The organism is Paenarthrobacter sp. A20, from assembly GCF_024168825.1.
GTDB lineage: Bacteria > Actinomycetota > Actinomycetes > Actinomycetales > Micrococcaceae > Arthrobacter.
Genome location: NZ_JALJWH010000003.1, coordinates 97156 through 113456, shown reverse-complemented (window position 1 = coordinate 113456; position 16301 = coordinate 97156). Strand labels below are relative to the sequence as shown.

The following is a 16301-nucleotide window of genomic DNA, read 5'->3' as shown; positions in this document are numbered from 1 at the left end:
TATGGCTGCAGATCCGCTAGCGCTTGTGTCGCCTCCTTTACGTTCGTTCGTTCGTTCTCGGCGCGCGATATCCGAGCCTTTGGCTGGCTGGAGTCCATAAGGCCGGGACATCGGCCCCGAAAACGGACGGTCGAACGAGTAACAAAACACTTGCGCGCGCTGCTCGTGTGTCGTCCCACGCCTTGCGTTCCCGTGACCTATCCGTTTGTCTGGGACAATTATGTGAAGTCAACCAAGGGGAGAGAAGTTGGTATTGAGCAGCGCAAGCAAGACCTTGTGGTCTCGCGCTCATAATCAATGCGCATTCAACGGATGTCTGCAAGCCCTGACAGTGGACTACGAGAACTTAGAAACTGGTGGCCAAGCGCAAAAGGTCCTTGGCCAAGAGGCACACATTCGCGCACGAAGTGCGGGTGGGCCACGATTCGATCCGACCTATGAAGATGTCAATGGTTACAACAATCTCGTACTTTTGTGTCCTAATCACCATTCGATGATCGACGCCGGTGGCGGCTCCGGTTATACGGTCGACTTTCTCGTGCGAATGAAAGACCTGCACGAGAAGAACCAAAGTAGGCGTGCATCTATCGAAGCGCCTCTTCGTGCCTACTTAGGCGACCGGTACGTGGCGGAAGGTTCAGTCCAGTTCCACCAAGTCAACCTCGAGGGACCTTCGGTTGATTCCATGTTTGTCGATGTGCCTGTGGGTTGTCGCCGCGATGGCACTGAGCTGGCAAATTTGGTTCAGCAGATTTCCTTCACTACTCCAGGCGACACAGCCGAACTGGAACGGACGACTGGGCTCGCGATCGCTGGCGCTACGCAAGTACTTCTTCATCCGGATTGGGCGGGTAATGCCGTCTTAGTTGGCGGACCGGGCCAGGGAAAATCAACACTGTTGCAGTATGTGTGTCAGTTTCACAGAGCGCGACGTCTTGGAAAGACGGACTACCAGACGGACTCCCCCGCCACGACAGAGACCATAAGATTTCCCATCAAAATCGACTTACGCAAGTACGCACAGTGGGCCGACAAGAATGTCCAACGAGCCGCCGGGAAAAAGGGAAAAAACAAACGCGAAAATGCGCCTAGAGGCCGGCGCAGTATTGAGACATACCTCATAGAGGACATTTCCGAACACATCGGGGCGCATAAATTTACCGCAGATGACCTGGTTTCGCTTCTGGCCACAGAACCCGTGCTCTTGGCTTTGGACGGACTCGATGAGGTTGCAAGCGTCCCTGCGCGGCTCAAAGTCATTGATGAAATTGTTCAAATGCATGGACGTTTGCATTCCGACGCGTCTGATCTTGTAATCCTCGTAGCTACGCGCCCGGGATCCTCGCTGCAGACGCTAACCTCGTCCGGTAGGTTCCCGCTACTCCACCTGCAGCGGCTGACGCCCGGACTCCGTATGCAGTACTTCAATCGGTGGTGCGATGTATCAGGTCTTCATGCGGCCACTGCAGCTAGGTTGCAAACAGTCTTCATGGACAGTCAGCATCTTCCTCACGTCAATGAACTCGCGGCCTACCCAATGCAGCTGGCAATACTCCTACACCTGCTCCATCGACGACAACTCCTTCCACAGCAACGCACAGACCTTTACACCGAATATCTCAAGACCTTTCTCGACCGCGAGCAGACCCAGGAGAAGGAACCGCTGCTTCGCCAACAACGGCGGGTTCTTGAAAAGACACACGCCTACTTGGGGTGGTATCTCCAGACGAGAGCCGAAGAAGGTAAAAGCTCCGGGTCAATTACAAGAGCAGATCTACGCGATCTTCTGCGCAACTATCTCAGCGGTAATGAAGAAGAACAAGCTCTGGCAGAGGACATCTACTCGGCTATTACAGACCGAGTGTTATGCCTTGTGGAACGCAACGATGCCTTCGAATTTGAAGTGCAGTCTTTGCGAGAATACTTTGCAGCAGTGCACCTATTCCAGAATCTCACCCCTAAAGGGACCGGCAACTCTCGCGACGATGGGCTGAACGCACTTCTGGTCCGTCCTTACTGGATGAATGTTTGTAGGTTCCTCATGGGTTTGCTCGCTCATGGTGAAATCCGCGGGCTAATGGGCAATTTCAATACCGCCAGCAAGCTAAGCGCACCGCATCCGTTGGTCCGAGTGATGGCCGCAGCAACTCTAAACGACCGAATCTGTGATGACCTGGGCAGCGGCGAGCTCCGCGAAATTGTTGATTTCATCCTCGAAGGCCCCGGCGTCACCCTCGCCCACGACGGCTTTTTGGATTCGTCCGGAAGCCCGCTAGTGTTGGGACACCAAGCAGGACGTTCTCAGGCCGTGGCTCACCTCAAATCCCGTCTCAGCACGGAAATCGACCCCACGATGCGCGCCATCGTTGCAACCATGCTGCGTGCGCATGCAATCTCGGATGATCAGGTGAGCCAATGGTGGTGGGAAAACTACCAGGCTGACTCGCAGTGGCTCTCATCGGCAGCTGACCTTCAGTCGCTTCAGGGTCTTTCGGAAGAACAAGGATCCCGCATTGCAGCACTCCTGAAGGCGGATAGTGATCCACAAAGATGGGCGATGGACACCCTGGTCGAAGGCATATACGACGGCAACGAGGAGAAAATCGTTGAAGCGGCAGTTCATAGCCTTAACCTAGGGGCCGCCGAAACAGTCAAAGTCAGGGCGGTTACGACTGAGGTTGAGGCCCTTGCAGCCCTGGCTGAAGACATGCTTACGGGGCCCTACAAAAGGCGCACGCCGCAAACGCCGAGGGACATCTATGCAGCGAAGTCTCAGACAACAGAAAGCATTCAACGGCTAACTGCCGAGCTTAGACTCCCGCCCGAAGGTTCTATTCACCCTGACGACTGGGCGCCTTATTTGGGCTGCATCGCCGATGCATGGGGATACGGTTGGATACTTCGGCGGGTCCTTTCGATGACGCCAGCAACACTCGACCTGCTCGCAGTCAGAACGCGTCTACAAAACGAGCATCTGCTTGTGGCTTTGCAGGCGGAGAGCAATTACCGGGAACATAAATCAGATGCTCACTGGTGGCAGCACTACTTCGCATCCACCTCAGATCCAACTGAACTGATGCTCGCGACAGTCGCTGTGCTCGAAATTGCCAAGCCCCAGGTCATCGTTGATATAGCCGAGATACTGAACGATGTGGTGGCACAGTTCAGCGAAAAGATGTATCGAAGCTTGGAACGGGCACTGAAAAGAGACTCAACCTCCTACCGGCTTCGCATCCGTGATCTGCAAGAAGCGCTGCGGCTTCAGACTGTGGACCTGTCTGGGAGAATGCTCTGGCTTGTATGGATCATCTCTAACGATTCCACGCGGACTCGGATACGCCGTCATTTGGAACCTAAACTCCACGACGTATTTGAGGCTGGAACGAACGAAGTCATCGTCGTACTTTCCGCTGCGGAGCCAGCTAAGAAGCTTCGCGTGGAAACGTTCAGAGAAACCCGGCATGCACTTCGAGCGGAGGGCTGGCTGGACCCCACAAGATTCGCAGCAATAACCCTCGGTTCAGCGAAATCAATTCTGGAGGAGCCTCACAGCTGGCCAGCAGATATCGTGCAAATGGCTGCCGACAAATTGGGAGCCAAAGCTGCGGAACAAACGAAGTCACTGGCAGAGATTGCCACCTCCGCTTCCTGGTTCAAGTCCTAGGCCGGCCTCTAATGCGCCACATTCCGAAGATCATCTCACCGCTAAGAGCTCATGCGCCGGCGCGCGAATCTCTCTATACGCAACCACAGTGAGTTGAAACGGATTCGCAGTTGCTGTGTTGGAGATGTGAACATCTCGTAGTCCATCGTTGCTACCACCAACCTCGACTCTGCGTCATCCAGGGCAGCTGCCTGTCGGGTGTAGGCAGATTCAGATGTTACAGGGCCAAGCGGCTCAACTACGCCTTGTGACTGCAGGAGGTGGACTCTTAGATGGGCGCTGAGGGTACGCATGGTTAGGTTCTTTAACTTAAGAGCCTCATGGCGGACGTTCTTGGCATTCGAGAAAATGAGCTGTGGTGCAGTGAGCTGGAGAAGGCGCACAGCTGATTCCAATTTACCAACTCCTCCTACGATGTTCTTCATGGACTCACTCAAGGTCTGCGAATCAACTGGCTGGTCGCCTGAGAGCTCCGCAAGCGTCTTGACATTGAAAAATTCCTGCTTCAAGTCTTCGAGTACCACAAGGGCGTCAGCAACGTCTTTTCTGGTTTGATGGAGCACTTGCCTGTCATGCTGCCTCGCTGCCACGCGAACTGCCACCCAGGCCGCAATGATGATTCCGACGATAGTCACTATTGTCTGTGCCCAGTCTGTGACCGACGGCGCTGTAACAGCGGGCTCGACATTGGCAATGGACTGGATTTGAGCGAACAGGTTCATCTAAATGCCCAATCCGGGGCCGCGCAGCCCGTCGTTGGTTCTTTGTTGCTCCCGAACGGCCCGTTCTGCCGCGAGTCTCGCTTGACGCTGCGCTTCGCTCTCCGGCGCCTTCTCAACCGGCTTCTGCTCGGCTGCCTGCTTGGCCTGCCGTTCCGCGATCATCCGTTCCATCTTGCTCATCAGGCGTGGCTTCTCCGTCTGAGGCGGGGTGATGGCCGTCGGCTCCTGGGCGTTGGCTTTCCGGTCTGCCTCGGTTGCGCGCTGCGCGGGCGACTCGGCGGCGTGAGTGTCCTTGCTGCGCTCGACCGCCGCCAGTGCATCAAGCGTCCGGTCCTGGTCGGTGGTGTGTTCGGGCAGGGCGTGTGAGCGCTTGGAGACGGTCACTGTCTGGTCGTGGAGTTGTTGGCCGATCTCTTCGTTTCTGAACCGTTCTGGCACTGGTGTGGCCTCCGTTTCGGGAACGTTGTAGCGGGCGCGGAACATTTCGATGCTTGCAGCGGTGTCGCGCCATTGCTGGGCGGCGTCGGGGCGGGCCGGGACGGGACCGAGTTTCTGTGCCCATTCCGGTGGTGTGGCCGCCAGGAGGTGGCCGCGTTCGTCGAACCTTGCGGCGAGGACTTCGCGGCGGGCTGCGAGTTCTTCCTTCCATGGCTGGGGCAGGTATGGGCTTGTTGCCGCGCGTGCAGGGGCAAGCCATTCGGGCAACCGGTCCGGTGCCTGCACCGCGGCGAGGGGGCGTGGTGTGAGGGTGCGGAGGCGTTCCTCAGCCCGGGCACGGGCAGCGATCGTTTCGTGACCCCATGCGCGCTGGGTGTTGGCACCGGCAGCGGGGTTCGGCCCGTACACGCTGTGGCCGCCGCGTTCGGCGGTTTCTGCCGCACGTTTGGATTCTTTGAGCTGCTGGTTGCGGATCCGGTGTTCGTCCTGGAGCGCGCGCAGCTGCTGGTGGGCGCGGCGGGCCTGTGCCGGGTCGTTGATGGACGAGGTTTCCCGTGCGGTGAACCGAGTGGTGAAAATCCGGCGTTCAAGCTCGGCGTCGGTGAGCTTGCCGTGCCGGCGGTTGGTCCAGTGGTCAGCTGGCTGTGGGCCATGGGCTGCAGCCGCTTCATGTGCGGCGTGGGCACCGGCCTCGGCTTCTGCACGGAGCGTGGCCAGCTGCTCGTCGGTGAGTCCCTGCAGGGGCCGTTCCCCTGCTTGGGCGATCAGCTCGGGGGCTTTGTCCACGATCTTTTCCACGCGCCAGGCGAGCACGGCGGAAAGGTCATCAGCGGTCTCGAAATCGCGTTCACCAGCTGCGGTGCGCAGCAACCCGGCAGTGTCCCAGCCGCCGTGTTCGGCCTTCGCCAGGTGCGTCGCCACCGCTCCCCAGGACTCAGCGACGATGAACTTCTCTGCGTCCGGTCCAAGGATCTCCCGTGCCATGGCGGCCATGTGCAGGGTGTTGGCTTCGTCGTTGACGTAGCGGTATTGATCGGCCAGGGTCAGTGGCGAGTTGATGCGTTCGTATTCGGTGGCCATGGCCTCGTGTGCGGAGGAGTCCTGGCTGTGGTTCCCGGCGATAGCGGCCAGAACACTGTCGCGGTCTTGGCCTTCCTCGACGGCGACGAACAGCACGTTCTCATCCCGGCCACGGGTTGCGGCGACGTAGGCGTTCTCACGCGTGGTGGAGGCATCAAGGATCGGGATACCGGCATCCTTGGTCATGCCCTGGGCGCGGTGGGTGGTCAGGGCGTAGCCAAGGTGGACGTGCTCTGAGACGTACTCGGCGGGCAGCCGAATCGTCCCACCGTGCTCGAGGTGACTTACTGAGAGGGACCCGTCCTCGTGGGCTTGTTCGACGGTCCAGAGGTCGCCGTTCTTGACGACGTCGCGGCCGCGCTTGACCTTCATTTGGGAGTCGTTCAGGCGGGTCACTACGTGGTCCCCGGCCCACGCGTGGGAGCCGTCGCGCAGCTGCACGGAGGTTCCGGTGCCGGCGACTTCACCGGTCTCGATCCGGTAGGCCTGGGCACGTTCGGACAGGCGCTGGGAGCTTTCGTTGGTCGGTGCCATCATCACCGCGGCGTCGCCTTGGTTCAGGCGGCCCTGCCACAATCCGAAAGCCAAACCTTCGACGGTTTCGATGCTTCCAGCCTGGACCCGTCCGTTGTCCTTATACCAAGCGAACGGGTCGGCTTCGTGATCGGTGGGCGTGCGAAGAAGCAGGGAGGCTTCTGCTTCTTCGGGGCTGTGGAACCGGTGAATGGTCTCCAGTTCAGTTGCGCCAACTTCGTTGATCAGGAACCGCAGGGCGCCGCCGGCCTGGACGGCGGAGAGCTGCCGGTCATCACCGATTAGGCGGACGAGTCCGCCGCCGGCTTCCACTGCCCGCACGACGTCGGCGAGTTTGCCGGTGCCCTGCATACCGGCTTCATCAACGATCACGAGGGTGCCGGGAGTGACCTTGAAAGCCTCGTTGGGGCTGAGTAGGAACTTGTCCGTCGTCGCCGCGGTGATGCCAAGTTGTTCGCCCAGGTTCGAAGCTGCCACAGCCGATGGGGCAAGGCCGATGACCCTGCCGCCGGCGTGGGTGATGGCGGCCCGGACCAAGCCCATGGAACTGGATTTGCCGGTACCGGCAGCTCCGATGCCGACACTGAGGAGTTTCGATGAGGTGGCGAACTCGCGTGCCAGTTCGATCTGTCCGGCGTCCAGCGGGTGTGACTTTTCCCCGGTGGCCACGGCGAGGTTGTAGGCGTCCACGGCGGCGTCGAAGTCCTGCATGGATGCTGCCGGGATGACGTCCTTCTTACCGGCGCGCAGCAGCAGGTTTTCGTCTTCGAGGATCTTCGTGGAGGTGTACCGGGTATCTGTGCGGTGGTTGAAGTCAGCGGTGCCGGCGTTCCGGGTGAGTGCTTCGAACCGACCGTGAACCTGGTCCGGGGTGATGCGAACGGAGACGGTGCTGAGGCTGTGGGAGACAACTTGTTCCACGGTGCCTGCCGGGACCGGGCCGTGTTCAACGGAGTATTCGCGGGCCCAACGGTTGGCTTCTGCCATGACGTTCTGCGCCGTCCAGGTGGAGCGCTTGTCCGAGACGGCCGCGACGACCTGACGCGCTGTTGCGTCAATATCAATCTCAGTGACAGCGGGGCGGAGTGTCCGCGAACGGGTACCGGTGATGCGTTTCAGATCCTTCTCCGTGAACAGGGATACGGCTTCCTGCCGCCATGCTTTGGCCTGCTCGGCTAGGGTCTTGGGCTTCTCTTTGTCGGGCCGGGTGTCCAACGTCGCGGCTTGTGCGAGTTTGATCAGGGCGGCTTGGTCGGGGCTGTGGCCGTGCTGTTCTTCGTACGCCTGGCGTAGTTCGGCCAGGCTTGAACGGATGCCTGCACTGCGCTTGGAGAAGAGTGCGTTCAGCTCGCGTGGGACGGAGGCTACCTCCATGACCGCTTGCTTGGAGCCGTTGACGGTGCGGGCTTCGAACTCCACACCGTGTTCTTCAAGGTAGGCCTGGATCTGGGTGTTGTAGTGCTCAGAGACGGCCACGGCGGAACGGTGAAGCAGCTTGCCGTCGATGGTCTTCCAGTTCCCCTGAATGTCCTGGACCTTGTTGGAGACCACAAGGTGGGTGTGCAGGTTCGGATCTCCCAGGCGGGAGTCGTGGTGTCGGAATGCCGTTGCTGTCAGTCCGCCTTTGACTGAGGTTTGGGCGATGCCGTTGGTGCCCAACCGGGTGGCCAGGGCGTGGGTTTCCAGATACTCAACGGACTGCTTGAGCGCTGCTTGGTGGGCTTCTTCGACAAGTCGACGGGTGTCACCGTCGCCGAGAGCCCACAGTACGGAGATGCTTTTCACGGGGGTGAAGGTCAGGTCGTAACCGGCCACAGCACTTTGCTGGGGTCGCAGCTGTGCGGTGATGTACTTGCCAAGTTCTTCCTTGGAAGCGGGCGGGCGTCCGTGTCCTTCACGGAACATGACAGCCCCTGCGGTGGCCCGTATGCGGTGCCGTTCGGCTGCTGTGGGTTTGCGGCCCTGCATGCGTTCGAAGTCGCTCTCACGAACACTGATGGCCTGTGCCAGGGCGTTGTCCTTGGGTCCGTAGTCGTAGTAGCGGCGTCCCAGTTTCGCCTCCGCCTGGGCGGCCTTCTCAGCCGCTTTTGCGGGCAGACCGTCAGCGAGCTTCGCCGCGAGGATGGCTTCGTATTCCGGGTGCCGGCCCTGCCCAAAGAGGTTGGCCATTTGGGCTTCGGTAACGCTCCCGGAGACGCCCAGCGCTTCGGCTCCGCGTCCAAGCCACTGACCCGGTGGAAGGCCCTGGACGGTGTAGTAGTCGCCCAATTGGCGATCGCCTGCGCGCAGCTCATCACCGCTGGCGGTCTCCCGTGTGTAGTACAGGTAACCGGTGCCAGCACTGAGAACGTGCAGCGACATCATGACCCGATTCTAACGGAATCGGCCTCATTTATTCGAAATGCAAGAGGTGTGACTGAATTTGGCGTTCTGAGCTTGATGCGAGCTAGCGAGTATCGGTTCGAAAAACGTCGGATTGAGTCCATCATTCTGATGCGGGTATCCATATGAAAAGCGGCAGCTTTGATTGTTGATACTCGCTGGCAGGGGTTATACACAGCTCGACAACAAACAGAGGTTTCATGCATGCCCAGGGCAAGTTGTGTCTAACCCCTGCCAGCGCCCACAGACCGTCCCCGCCGGTCCCGCCGGTCCGTCCGGAACGAACACGTATGGGCTTGTAACCGTTAGGTTTCCGGTTGCCCGAGGGCCTTCTGCAAGAATGGGGATCGGAGACAGAAAACCGACCACACCAAAGGGGGCCGTGATGGCTGGAAAGACACGCAATACGATGATCGTTCAGGCACGTCGGAAGACTGAGGAGTTGGCCGCGAAACGGCGCGAACGCGAAGCGACGCTTCAGTCGCTGGCCACCGACTACCACGCCGCCACGATGATGGCCGAGGCAGGCGTTGAGGAAGCCGAACGGCAGGCAGCGGAACTGATCGCCACGGCGAAGAAGAACGCGGCGGCCGCCGTTGACGACGCGAAGGAAACCGTCCGGAAGATGCTGGCCACCGGTGAGACCAGGCAGGGCATCGCTGAGCTCCTGGACGTCAGCGTTTCCTACGTCCGCAGTATCGACGTAGCCACACCGAAGAAGGCCAAGGCCGGCTCCGAAGCTGCGCCTGCCGAGACTCAGGATTCAGAAGAGAGTGGGGGCGTCGGGGTCGTGTCCGGACATGAGGGGTCGGATCACTGATTCATCCCATCCGTGCTCTTTGAGCGCATCACGGAGCTGCCGCGACTGAGCGGCGAAGTTCGCGCGGCCGACGCCACGCCAACGCCACGAATGGGCGTTGGCGTGGCGTCTCTTTTGTGTCCGGTCAATCAGGTTCTCTGCCTGTGTGCCAGGAAGCAGGTGACTGTCAGGTCCGCCCGTCGCGCGGACACAGATCGGGATATCGCATGAATGTAGAAGCTTGGTATCTGGGTCCAGTTGTTCACCGGTCAGCAGCAGATGAGCGAAGCGCTGTGGTCGGACGGCTTGCTGCCCCTTGGCGGTCTTGATCCAGTACCGGCCGTAACCGTCATCGGCGACCGCCCCGGTCCAGAGCCAGCAGTCATTCTCCCACGGGCCTTTGATGACCTTGGACCAGAAGCGGGCCTCGTCCCGCGTCATGGACACGACTGGATCACCAGCGGCGCCAGCGGCGTTCGAGCCGGTTCGCGGCGAAGAAGAAGGCGACCATGAACAGGGCCGGTGGCACGGCCTGAAGCAAGCTCTGACCGAACCAGGAAACGACGGCGGTGATCAACGCGATGACACCGGCGGCCTTGCAGAGGAAGATGAGAATGCCCTGGCCGGCGGCTACCGGGTGGGTGAGTGCGTAGATGATCCAGCCGCCCAGGGCGACCGCGGCGAACGCTGCGAAGAAGATCAGAACGACGGCCACGGTGTGCCCCTAACGATTGGTTGATGTGTGAACAGCGGTCTCAACAGTTCCATCTCCCCGCCTTGCTCTTTCTGGCTTGATCGGCGGCCGCGGTGAAGTCCTCGCTGTAGGCGAAAGATTTGCCGTAGCCGGTCGCCTCGGCGTGACCTTGTTCAAGAATCGTGCGGTTGATCAGGGTACCGTCGGTTGTCCAGACGTAGGCAAGAATCCTGTCGTACTTGTCGCGGACCCCTTGGGCGGGATCCGCTGAGAGGAAGACCTGTTGCCCGTCCAGGAGTGAGTGCAGGTAGGTGGATGCTTCCGGTCCGCCGCACTCCACCGGTGCGTCTTCCTTGACGCTCTCCGGTGCGTTGATGCCAACAAGCCTCACGCGGGTGTTGGTGCCGTTGCAGCTGATCCGGATCGTGTCCCCATCGACCACCTTTTCCACGGCGTACGGGCCGCTGGCCGTGACTTGAAGTGCCTGCGGCCGCTCGGCCGTGCCCGTCGCAGTACAAGGTACTTCCTGCAGTGGCGCCTGGCTTCCGGCGGGAACGATCTGCGGTCCGTCCTGGGACGTGCAACCGGTCAGGGCAAGAACAGCCAAGACGCTACCGTGCAGGAGCCGGCCCCTGTATCGGGTGCTGGTCATGGGTGGTCCTCCCTTGCTGCTGTTTCGGCGCGGGTGCGTCGTCCTGGACGGAGTTCGCCGGCTTCAACACCCGGCCATTTCCGGCCGTCGTTGTACTTGCGCTGCAGCCGTCGCAGTTCCCGGCGTGCAGCTGCTTCAACGAAGTCCGAAATGGACACATACCCCTCGAGCTTCCCGACGGCTTGGACCGCTGCGCGGATCTGCCGCAGGTCCTCTTCAGTGAAGTAGGGCCCCTTCTTCTCAGTGGGCCTGGTCATCGTCACCAGGCCACGGGTACAGCGTTGTCGGTAGCCCGGAGAAACTGGGCGTGCCGTCCGCGCCCACGGTGATTCCGGGATGATCGTGGCTGCCGGTCGCGTGTGACACTGCCGCCAAAATAAGGTCAGTCCGGGCGCGATCCATTCCGGCCAGAACGTGAGCGAGGTTGAGGTGCACTTCGCCGCCCAGGGATGCGGCCAGGAGGAGGAAGCGTTCCTCTCCCCCGGAAAAGGCTCCTCTTTGAGCGTGGTCAGCCAGCGCACCGAAATCGATCCACGCGATGTCGGCCGCGCCCTTGCGTGCAGACCGGGGGTGGATCCAAGGGCACTCTGGCTCTGCGAAACGTCCGTTGAAAGCCCGTAACAGCAACTCAGTGGCCGCTTCGGTTGTGTACGTACCTTTCGCCCAACGACGAAGGTCCTCTGCATGGGTCATATTCAGGTCCTGTGCTTGATGGATGGATGGATGCCGGGGCCGGGTAATGGCCGGCCCCGGACACCAGACGGGTTTAGAACGGTGGTTCGGAGTCGGGGCCGTTGCCCCAGGAGCCTGCCTTGGCTTGCGTGTTCGCCGCCCATGGGTCGCCCTGCTGGACAGGCTGCTCGGTGCTCGGCTGGTTCCCGAAACCTCCGCCGTTTCCACTGCCTTGGTTGCTGCGCTGCGTACGGTTCACTTTCGCATTTGCGTAACGCAGTGAGGGGCCGATCTCGTCTACCTCGAGTTCAATCACGGTGCGCCTTTCGCCCTCTTTGGTCTCGTAAGACCGGGACTTCAACCGGCCCGAAACGATGACGCGCATGCCCTTGGTCAGGGACTCGGCGACGTTCTCGGCCGCTTCACGCCACACACTGGCACGGAGGAAAAGTGTCTCCCCATCCTTCCACTCGTTAGACTGACGATCGAAGGTCCTGGGCGTTGAAGCGATCGTAAAATTCGCCACCGCCGAACCACTCGGAGTAAAACGCAGCTCGGGGTCTGATGTCAGGTTTCCAATGACAGTAATCGTGGTTTCGCCGGCCATGATGGTTCCTTTTCCTCGTGCGCTGTTGGTGTTCTCGGTGTGCGTGCTGGTTTCGTTCTGAGGTTCAGTCCCACCCGGTTCATCGTGGGTGAGGTCATTGGGCTGGTGCTGGTCTGCGGTGTACTCGTCCCAGAGACCGCCGGCCCCTATCGGTGCCCTACTGATGGCGGCAAGATACCGGTCATCCTCAACACTGAGGGGGATGCCGTAGTAGCCGGCGAAAGGTTCCTCCTTGGCATCGGGGTAGATCCTGCCGCTGGGGTTGGTTTCCCGGAACAGGTCCACCTCCAACGGGACCCGCGGGCTGATCTTGAACCCATCCACCGGGTGCGGGTTAGTCACGGCCCTCACGCTGCCTTGTAGCTCATGGCCGCTTGGACGAGCTTGTCCCGGCGGAGACCGGACCAGTGGTCTTGGTCATCGGAGTTGTTCACGATGACGGGTGCCTGGGAGTAGCCCAGCTCCTGGGTGATGTATTCCAGCGCTGCGGGTACTTCGGTGATGTCCACGGGCGTGTAGGTGATGCCTTTGGAGTCGAAGTACTCCATGGTGCGGTCGCAGTTCGGGCAACCGGGCTTGGTGTAAACCGTGTAATCGGTGATTGAGGAAGTCATTTTCAGTCCTGCGTTTCGTATCAGTTTAGTTAGGTTCGTCTGGCTGACTTGCTACCTCTATTCTAGCTTTTATCCACTCGAATAAAAAGTCTTTTACCTTGGATTCTAGGCTCTTTCTTCCTAGTTTTGGTATGTACGATGAACCATCCCGGCTGCTTGACAATAGGTATTGTCTTTTCGTTTGACAACAGCTATTGTCTTTGAAGGGGCTGATTGTCCCGGTGGTCACGAGTAGGGGGATTCATCATGTCCGAGCTGGAACAGTACCCGGTTGCGAAAGTGGGCGATCCAGTCCAGGACTGGGATGAGCGGTGGCGTTCGTCTGCCATTCCGGAGGAGGACAAGCCGCTGTGGCGGGATCTCATTTACTGGTCCCAGTCACCGGTGCTGGCGGAGCGTCTTGCTGTGCATGGATGGAAGCCGGAACATCTGGCTGCCGCGGTGCAGGATCCGTATTACCTCCTGAAGCTGGAACGGAGGCTGGGCAACGATCCAGAGTTGAGGCGAAACAGCGACACTGTTGAAGAGGCGAGGCTCTTGGTCCTGGCAGACGTGGTGAGTCGGGTCATCGAACACCGTTTGGGCCTTGCGTTACAGATCCGGCGCAACGCCATGTCCTCGCTTGCGGAGCCCAGGAACAACGAGGGCCTGTCACCGGCCAAAGGGTGGACCTTTGATCGGATAGGCGAATTGGTGGGCCTGACCAAACAACGCGTCCGGGCGATCGTGCGAGGTCGTGGCGGACACTAGCAACTCGGAACATCCTACGGTTGGCGGGTTTGGTGTCGCGGGTAGTAGTCCGGTGTTTCTCCCCCGGCTTCTTTGGCAGCTGCCCCGAGCGTTGGGTTCCTGTGCCTGGGTCGGGTGATTGCGGGTGCCCCAATGTGTGGTCCCGGCTGAAAAGACCTGTTCCGCTGGGGGTGGTGGGTCGGCGGCGGTTGTCTTGCCCCATGGGGATGGTGCCTGGTTTGAGGGTTAAACAAAGCAGGACCGGCGCGGGCCGGTCCTGCTTTGTTCCTCTCGGCAAAAAGGAAATCTGTGTTCAGTCTAGCGGATCCTCATTGTGGTGCCTGGCTGGTTTCGCTTCGAGTGCCGCGGTCAGTCCCCCAAAGGGTTAGGCCGATGACCAGAGCGAATCCTCCAATGATTAGTCCCGATCCGAGTCCGCTGCGGCCCAGGACAAGGAGGCCTGCGAGGGGCGTCGCGATGGCGAGGCCGAAGGCGAGATCCGTCCCCTTGGGTGACCTGGATGTTGGCGAGTTGTTTCCTCGGATCAACATCGCGGCGCCGACGTAGACGGCGACTAGCGCGGTGCTGATCAGCATCATTGCCAACAGCGACCAGTCGAAGGCGACGGTGAAGTCGCTGTTCATGAAGTCGGTGATGGGATTGTCAGGGACGGGTGGCTTGGTCATGGTGACTCCTGTTCGGGTGCCTTGGGTTGAGCGTAGCTGGGGCCTCCGACAAAACCTCGGTGGTGAGTCGATGGAGTAGCCGGGTCCCTGGCGGGCCGCGGCATCTTGGTGGGCGTGTGCCTGGTGGCGTTGAATGGCGGTCCGCCGCTGGTGATTGGCTGCTGTGGTTCGCCCTAGGCGGCGGACCGCCCGACGTTTGGGAGGTTCCCGGCCCTGTCGTGGTGAGTGGCCGGGTGCCTTGCCGGGCGGTGGGGGTTCCGCCCGGCAAGGGGTCTTAGGCCGCTTCGGTGCTTTCCTCGGCGGTGTCTTCTTCTGCTGGTTTGCCGCTGTCGATGATGATCTGTTCAACCTCGCTCGGGGTGTATCCCCATGTGACGAGCTGGTTCAGGTAGTCCCGGTGTGTCTGGGACGGTCTCCGCCACGAGTCCTTGGCGATGGTGCTCTCATATCCGGCGCAGACGAGAGCGATCAGAGAGAACTCGGGTCGGGCCGGGGACTCTGCCACGTGGTCCTTCAGCGGGTTCCATGCCCATGACTTCTGCCCGTCGATCTTCGCGCTGACCATCACGGCGGCTACTTCTCCGTCGTAGCTACGGGCGACTTCGGTGTGGTGGGTGATGGCGTGGACGGTGAAGTACTGCCAGCCCTTCGGTGCCTGCTTCTTCGTCAGCAGGGTTTTGACGAACTCCCGGCGCACGGTGGTGGCTGATTCCATGGCTTTGTTGTTGGCGATCAAGGTTTTCCGTTCGGCCTTCTGTTCCTCGGTCATCGGACCTGTCTGGGCCGATGAGGAGAAGCTGTAACGGTCTTTGAAGCCGAGCTTCTTCCATCCGACGATCACCGGCACGGTGGAGCATTCGCCCTTGTAGTCCTGCTCGATGTAAACGGCGTTGGCGTCTTCTTCGGTGGCGTGTTCTCCGTCTGCGCGTTTCAAGGAGCTGACACGGGCCGTTTCGTCGTCGTGGTAGCTGGGCTTTTCAACGATGGTCGTTTCGGTTGCTTCCAGCTCAGCGGTGAAAGCTGCAAGGGCAGCAGCATGAGCGCGTGCGTCCCGGAGTTGCTGGGCGACGTGAAGCAGCTGATCCGGTTCGTCTGCAACGACCGATTCCAGTTCGGCGGTGGCTTCCTCGTCCCCTTCAAATTCGGCCATCACGAGGGCTTCCTCGATGGTGTGCCCCTTGCCCAGGGCGGCGGTTCCGGCGGCGGATGCTTTTGCCTTCAAAGCTCCTTCAACGGCGGGTTTGGGCCGTTTGGTCCTCGTGGCGATCTCAGCGGCAGAAATGCCCAGAAGAGACAGCTGGTGGTAACCGTCCGCTTCGTCCCCTTGGGTCATCGCTGCGCGGTGGATGTTCTCCACCATCTGCGAGACGATCCGCTCAGCCTCTTCCGGCGACTCGATGATCATCACGGGGATGCTGTCTCGACCTGCCTTCACAGCCGCGAGCGTACGGCGCTGACCCATCAGCACGTGCACGGTCCCGTCGTCCTTGCGGTGGGCGATCACCGGCTCCATCACGCCGTGTTCCTTGATGCTGGCAACAAACTCAGCAGTCAAAGCGGCGTCCTTCCGGACGTTGATGTCAACGGTCAAGGTGGTGGGGTCGATCATTTCCAGCGTGGGTGCTGCGTTCATGGTGTTGCTCCTTCTTTTGCCGAGAAAGGTGGTGGGTGGGGCGACCAAAGGTGACCGGCCAGCTTCCCCTCTCCCCCGTTGTTTTTTGGCTGCTGGCGAAGCTTGCGGAGCTGTGGCCGACGGAGGCCTGTCTACCCTTGGGCAAGGTGTGGGGAATTCCCGGAGGAAATAAGCGACGCAGGAGCGCCGGAGGGACATTTCCTGCACCGCAGGCCCCGGAGCCTGCGGAGGGGCTAGACGGGGTGGAGCGGACACATAGAATCCGAAGGACAGCAGCCAAAAAACGTCGTAGACACAACAGGACCGGGCACGGCGGAGCTCTGCGACGTCGGGACCGGGCCCAACAGCCGGCCACGGAGCGAAGCGCAGTGGACGCCCAAAAGGGTGCGAGCCCC

14 protein-coding genes are annotated in these 16301 nt (G+C 60.4%); 3 read left to right on the top strand and 11 right to left on the bottom strand.

Annotated features, from left to right (window positions below; genetic code table 11):
* Nucleotides 1–253: 253 nt before the first annotated feature.
* Nucleotides 254–3664, top strand: coding sequence for an HNH endonuclease (locus tag J3D46_RS24690; protein WP_253469889.1), 3411 nt, complete (start codon nucleotides 254–256; stop codon nucleotides 3662–3664).
* 41 nt (nucleotides 3665–3705) lie between these two features.
* On the opposite strand, the gene J3D46_RS24685 is transcribed toward J3D46_RS24690, so the two are convergent.
* The gene (locus tag J3D46_RS24685; RefSeq protein ID WP_253469886.1) at nucleotides 3706–4386 is read right to left on the bottom strand and encodes a hypothetical protein; all 681 of its coding nucleotides are present in this window, start codon (nucleotides 4384–4386) and stop codon (nucleotides 3706–3708) included.
* Complete coding sequence (mobF, locus tag J3D46_RS24680; RefSeq protein WP_253469883.1) at nucleotides 4387–8802, bottom strand: MobF family relaxase; 4416 nt, start codon at nucleotides 8800–8802, stop codon at nucleotides 4387–4389.
* 403 nt (nucleotides 8803–9205) lie between these two features.
* On the opposite strand from mobF, the gene J3D46_RS24675 reads away from it, so the two are divergent.
* Entirely contained in the window at nucleotides 9206–9640 is a 435-nt protein-coding gene (locus J3D46_RS24675) for a hypothetical protein (protein WP_231339923.1), read from the top strand.
* Here J3D46_RS24675 and J3D46_RS24670 read toward each other — a convergent pair.
* From J3D46_RS24670 to J3D46_RS24640, 7 genes are all read right to left on the bottom strand, one after another.
* Nucleotides 9584–10060 carry a hypothetical protein gene (locus J3D46_RS24670; protein WP_253469880.1) on the bottom strand — a complete coding sequence of 159 codons (477 nt, stop codon included), beginning with the start codon at nucleotides 10058–10060 and terminating at the stop codon, nucleotides 9584–9586. The two genes, J3D46_RS24675 and J3D46_RS24670, sit on opposite strands and share 57 nt — an antisense overlap.
* Nucleotides 10061–10073: 13 nt before the next feature.
* On the bottom strand, nucleotides 10074–10334 hold the full coding sequence (locus J3D46_RS24665) for a hypothetical protein (protein WP_054809024.1): 261 nt from the start codon (nucleotides 10332–10334) through the stop codon (nucleotides 10074–10076).
* Nucleotides 10335–10374: 40 nt separating this feature from the next.
* The gene (locus J3D46_RS24660; RefSeq protein WP_253469877.1) at nucleotides 10375–10965 is read right to left on the bottom strand and encodes a thermonuclease family protein; all 591 of its coding nucleotides are present in this window, start codon (nucleotides 10963–10965) and stop codon (nucleotides 10375–10377) included.
* The gene (locus tag J3D46_RS24655; RefSeq protein ID WP_231339925.1) at nucleotides 10962–11222 is read right to left on the bottom strand and encodes a hypothetical protein; all 261 of its coding nucleotides are present in this window, start codon (nucleotides 11220–11222) and stop codon (nucleotides 10962–10964) included. The genes J3D46_RS24660 and J3D46_RS24655 overlap by 4 nt, the downstream gene beginning before the upstream one ends.
* The gene (locus tag J3D46_RS24650; RefSeq protein WP_231339926.1) at nucleotides 11206–11658 is read right to left on the bottom strand and encodes a hypothetical protein; all 453 of its coding nucleotides are present in this window, start codon (nucleotides 11656–11658) and stop codon (nucleotides 11206–11208) included. The genes J3D46_RS24655 and J3D46_RS24650 overlap by 17 nt, the downstream gene beginning before the upstream one ends.
* Before the next feature lie 73 nt (nucleotides 11659–11731).
* The gene (locus J3D46_RS24645; protein ID WP_253469875.1) at nucleotides 11732–12586 is read right to left on the bottom strand and encodes a single-stranded DNA-binding protein; all 855 of its coding nucleotides are present in this window, start codon (nucleotides 12584–12586) and stop codon (nucleotides 11732–11734) included.
* Nucleotides 12587–12591: 5 nt separating this feature from the next.
* A complete protein-coding gene (locus J3D46_RS24640; protein WP_253469872.1) occupies nucleotides 12592–12858 on the bottom strand; it encodes a glutaredoxin family protein in 267 nt (88 codons plus the stop codon).
* Nucleotides 12859–13104: 246 nt separating this feature from the next.
* On the opposite strand from J3D46_RS24640, the gene J3D46_RS24635 reads away from it, so the two are divergent.
* A complete protein-coding gene (locus J3D46_RS24635) occupies nucleotides 13105–13608 on the top strand; it encodes a hypothetical protein (RefSeq protein ID WP_054809020.1) in 504 nt (167 codons plus the stop codon).
* 308 nt (nucleotides 13609–13916) lie between these two features.
* Here J3D46_RS24635 and J3D46_RS24630 read toward each other — a convergent pair whose 3' ends face one another.
* Together J3D46_RS24630 and J3D46_RS24625 are read right to left on the bottom strand one after the other, a co-directional pair.
* A complete protein-coding gene (locus J3D46_RS24630; protein WP_231339928.1) occupies nucleotides 13917–14273 on the bottom strand; it encodes a hypothetical protein in 357 nt (118 codons plus the stop codon).
* A gap of 274 nt (nucleotides 14274–14547) precedes the next feature.
* On the bottom strand, nucleotides 14548–15906 hold the full coding sequence (locus J3D46_RS24625; protein WP_231339929.1) for a ParB/RepB/Spo0J family partition protein: 1359 nt from the start codon (nucleotides 15904–15906) through the stop codon (nucleotides 14548–14550).
* Nucleotides 15907–16301 lie beyond the last annotated feature (395 nt).

Coding starts and splice junctions, on each gene's coding strand:
- mobF (WP_253469883.1), bottom strand. CDS start 8,802: ATGATGTCGCTGCACGTTCTCAGTGCTGGCACCGGTTACCTGTACTAC.
- J3D46_RS24670 (WP_253469880.1), bottom strand. CDS start 10,060: ATGACGCGGGACGAGGCCCGCTTCTGGTCCAAGGTCATCAAAGGCCCG.
- J3D46_RS24675 (WP_231339923.1), top strand. CDS start 9,206: ATGGCTGGAAAGACACGCAATACGATGATCGTTCAGGCACGTCGGAAG.
- J3D46_RS24640 (WP_253469872.1), bottom strand. CDS start 12,858: ATGACTTCCTCAATCACCGATTACACGGTTTACACCAAGCCCGGTTGC.
- J3D46_RS24635 (WP_054809020.1), top strand. CDS start 13,105: ATGTCCGAGCTGGAACAGTACCCGGTTGCGAAAGTGGGCGATCCAGTC.
- J3D46_RS24655 (WP_231339925.1), bottom strand. CDS start 11,222: ATGACCAGGCCCACTGAGAAGAAGGGGCCCTACTTCACTGAAGAGGAC.
- J3D46_RS24630 (WP_231339928.1), bottom strand. CDS start 14,273: ATGACCAAGCCACCCGTCCCTGACAATCCCATCACCGACTTCATGAAC.
- J3D46_RS24650 (WP_231339926.1), bottom strand. CDS start 11,658: ATGACCCATGCAGAGGACCTTCGTCGTTGGGCGAAAGGTACGTACACA.
- J3D46_RS24685 (WP_253469886.1), bottom strand. CDS start 4,386: ATGAACCTGTTCGCTCAAATCCAGTCCATTGCCAATGTCGAGCCCGCT.
- J3D46_RS24660 (WP_253469877.1), bottom strand. CDS start 10,965: ATGACCAGCACCCGATACAGGGGCCGGCTCCTGCACGGTAGCGTCTTG.
- J3D46_RS24625 (WP_231339929.1), bottom strand. CDS start 15,906: ATGAACGCAGCACCCACGCTGGAAATGATCGACCCCACCACCTTGACC.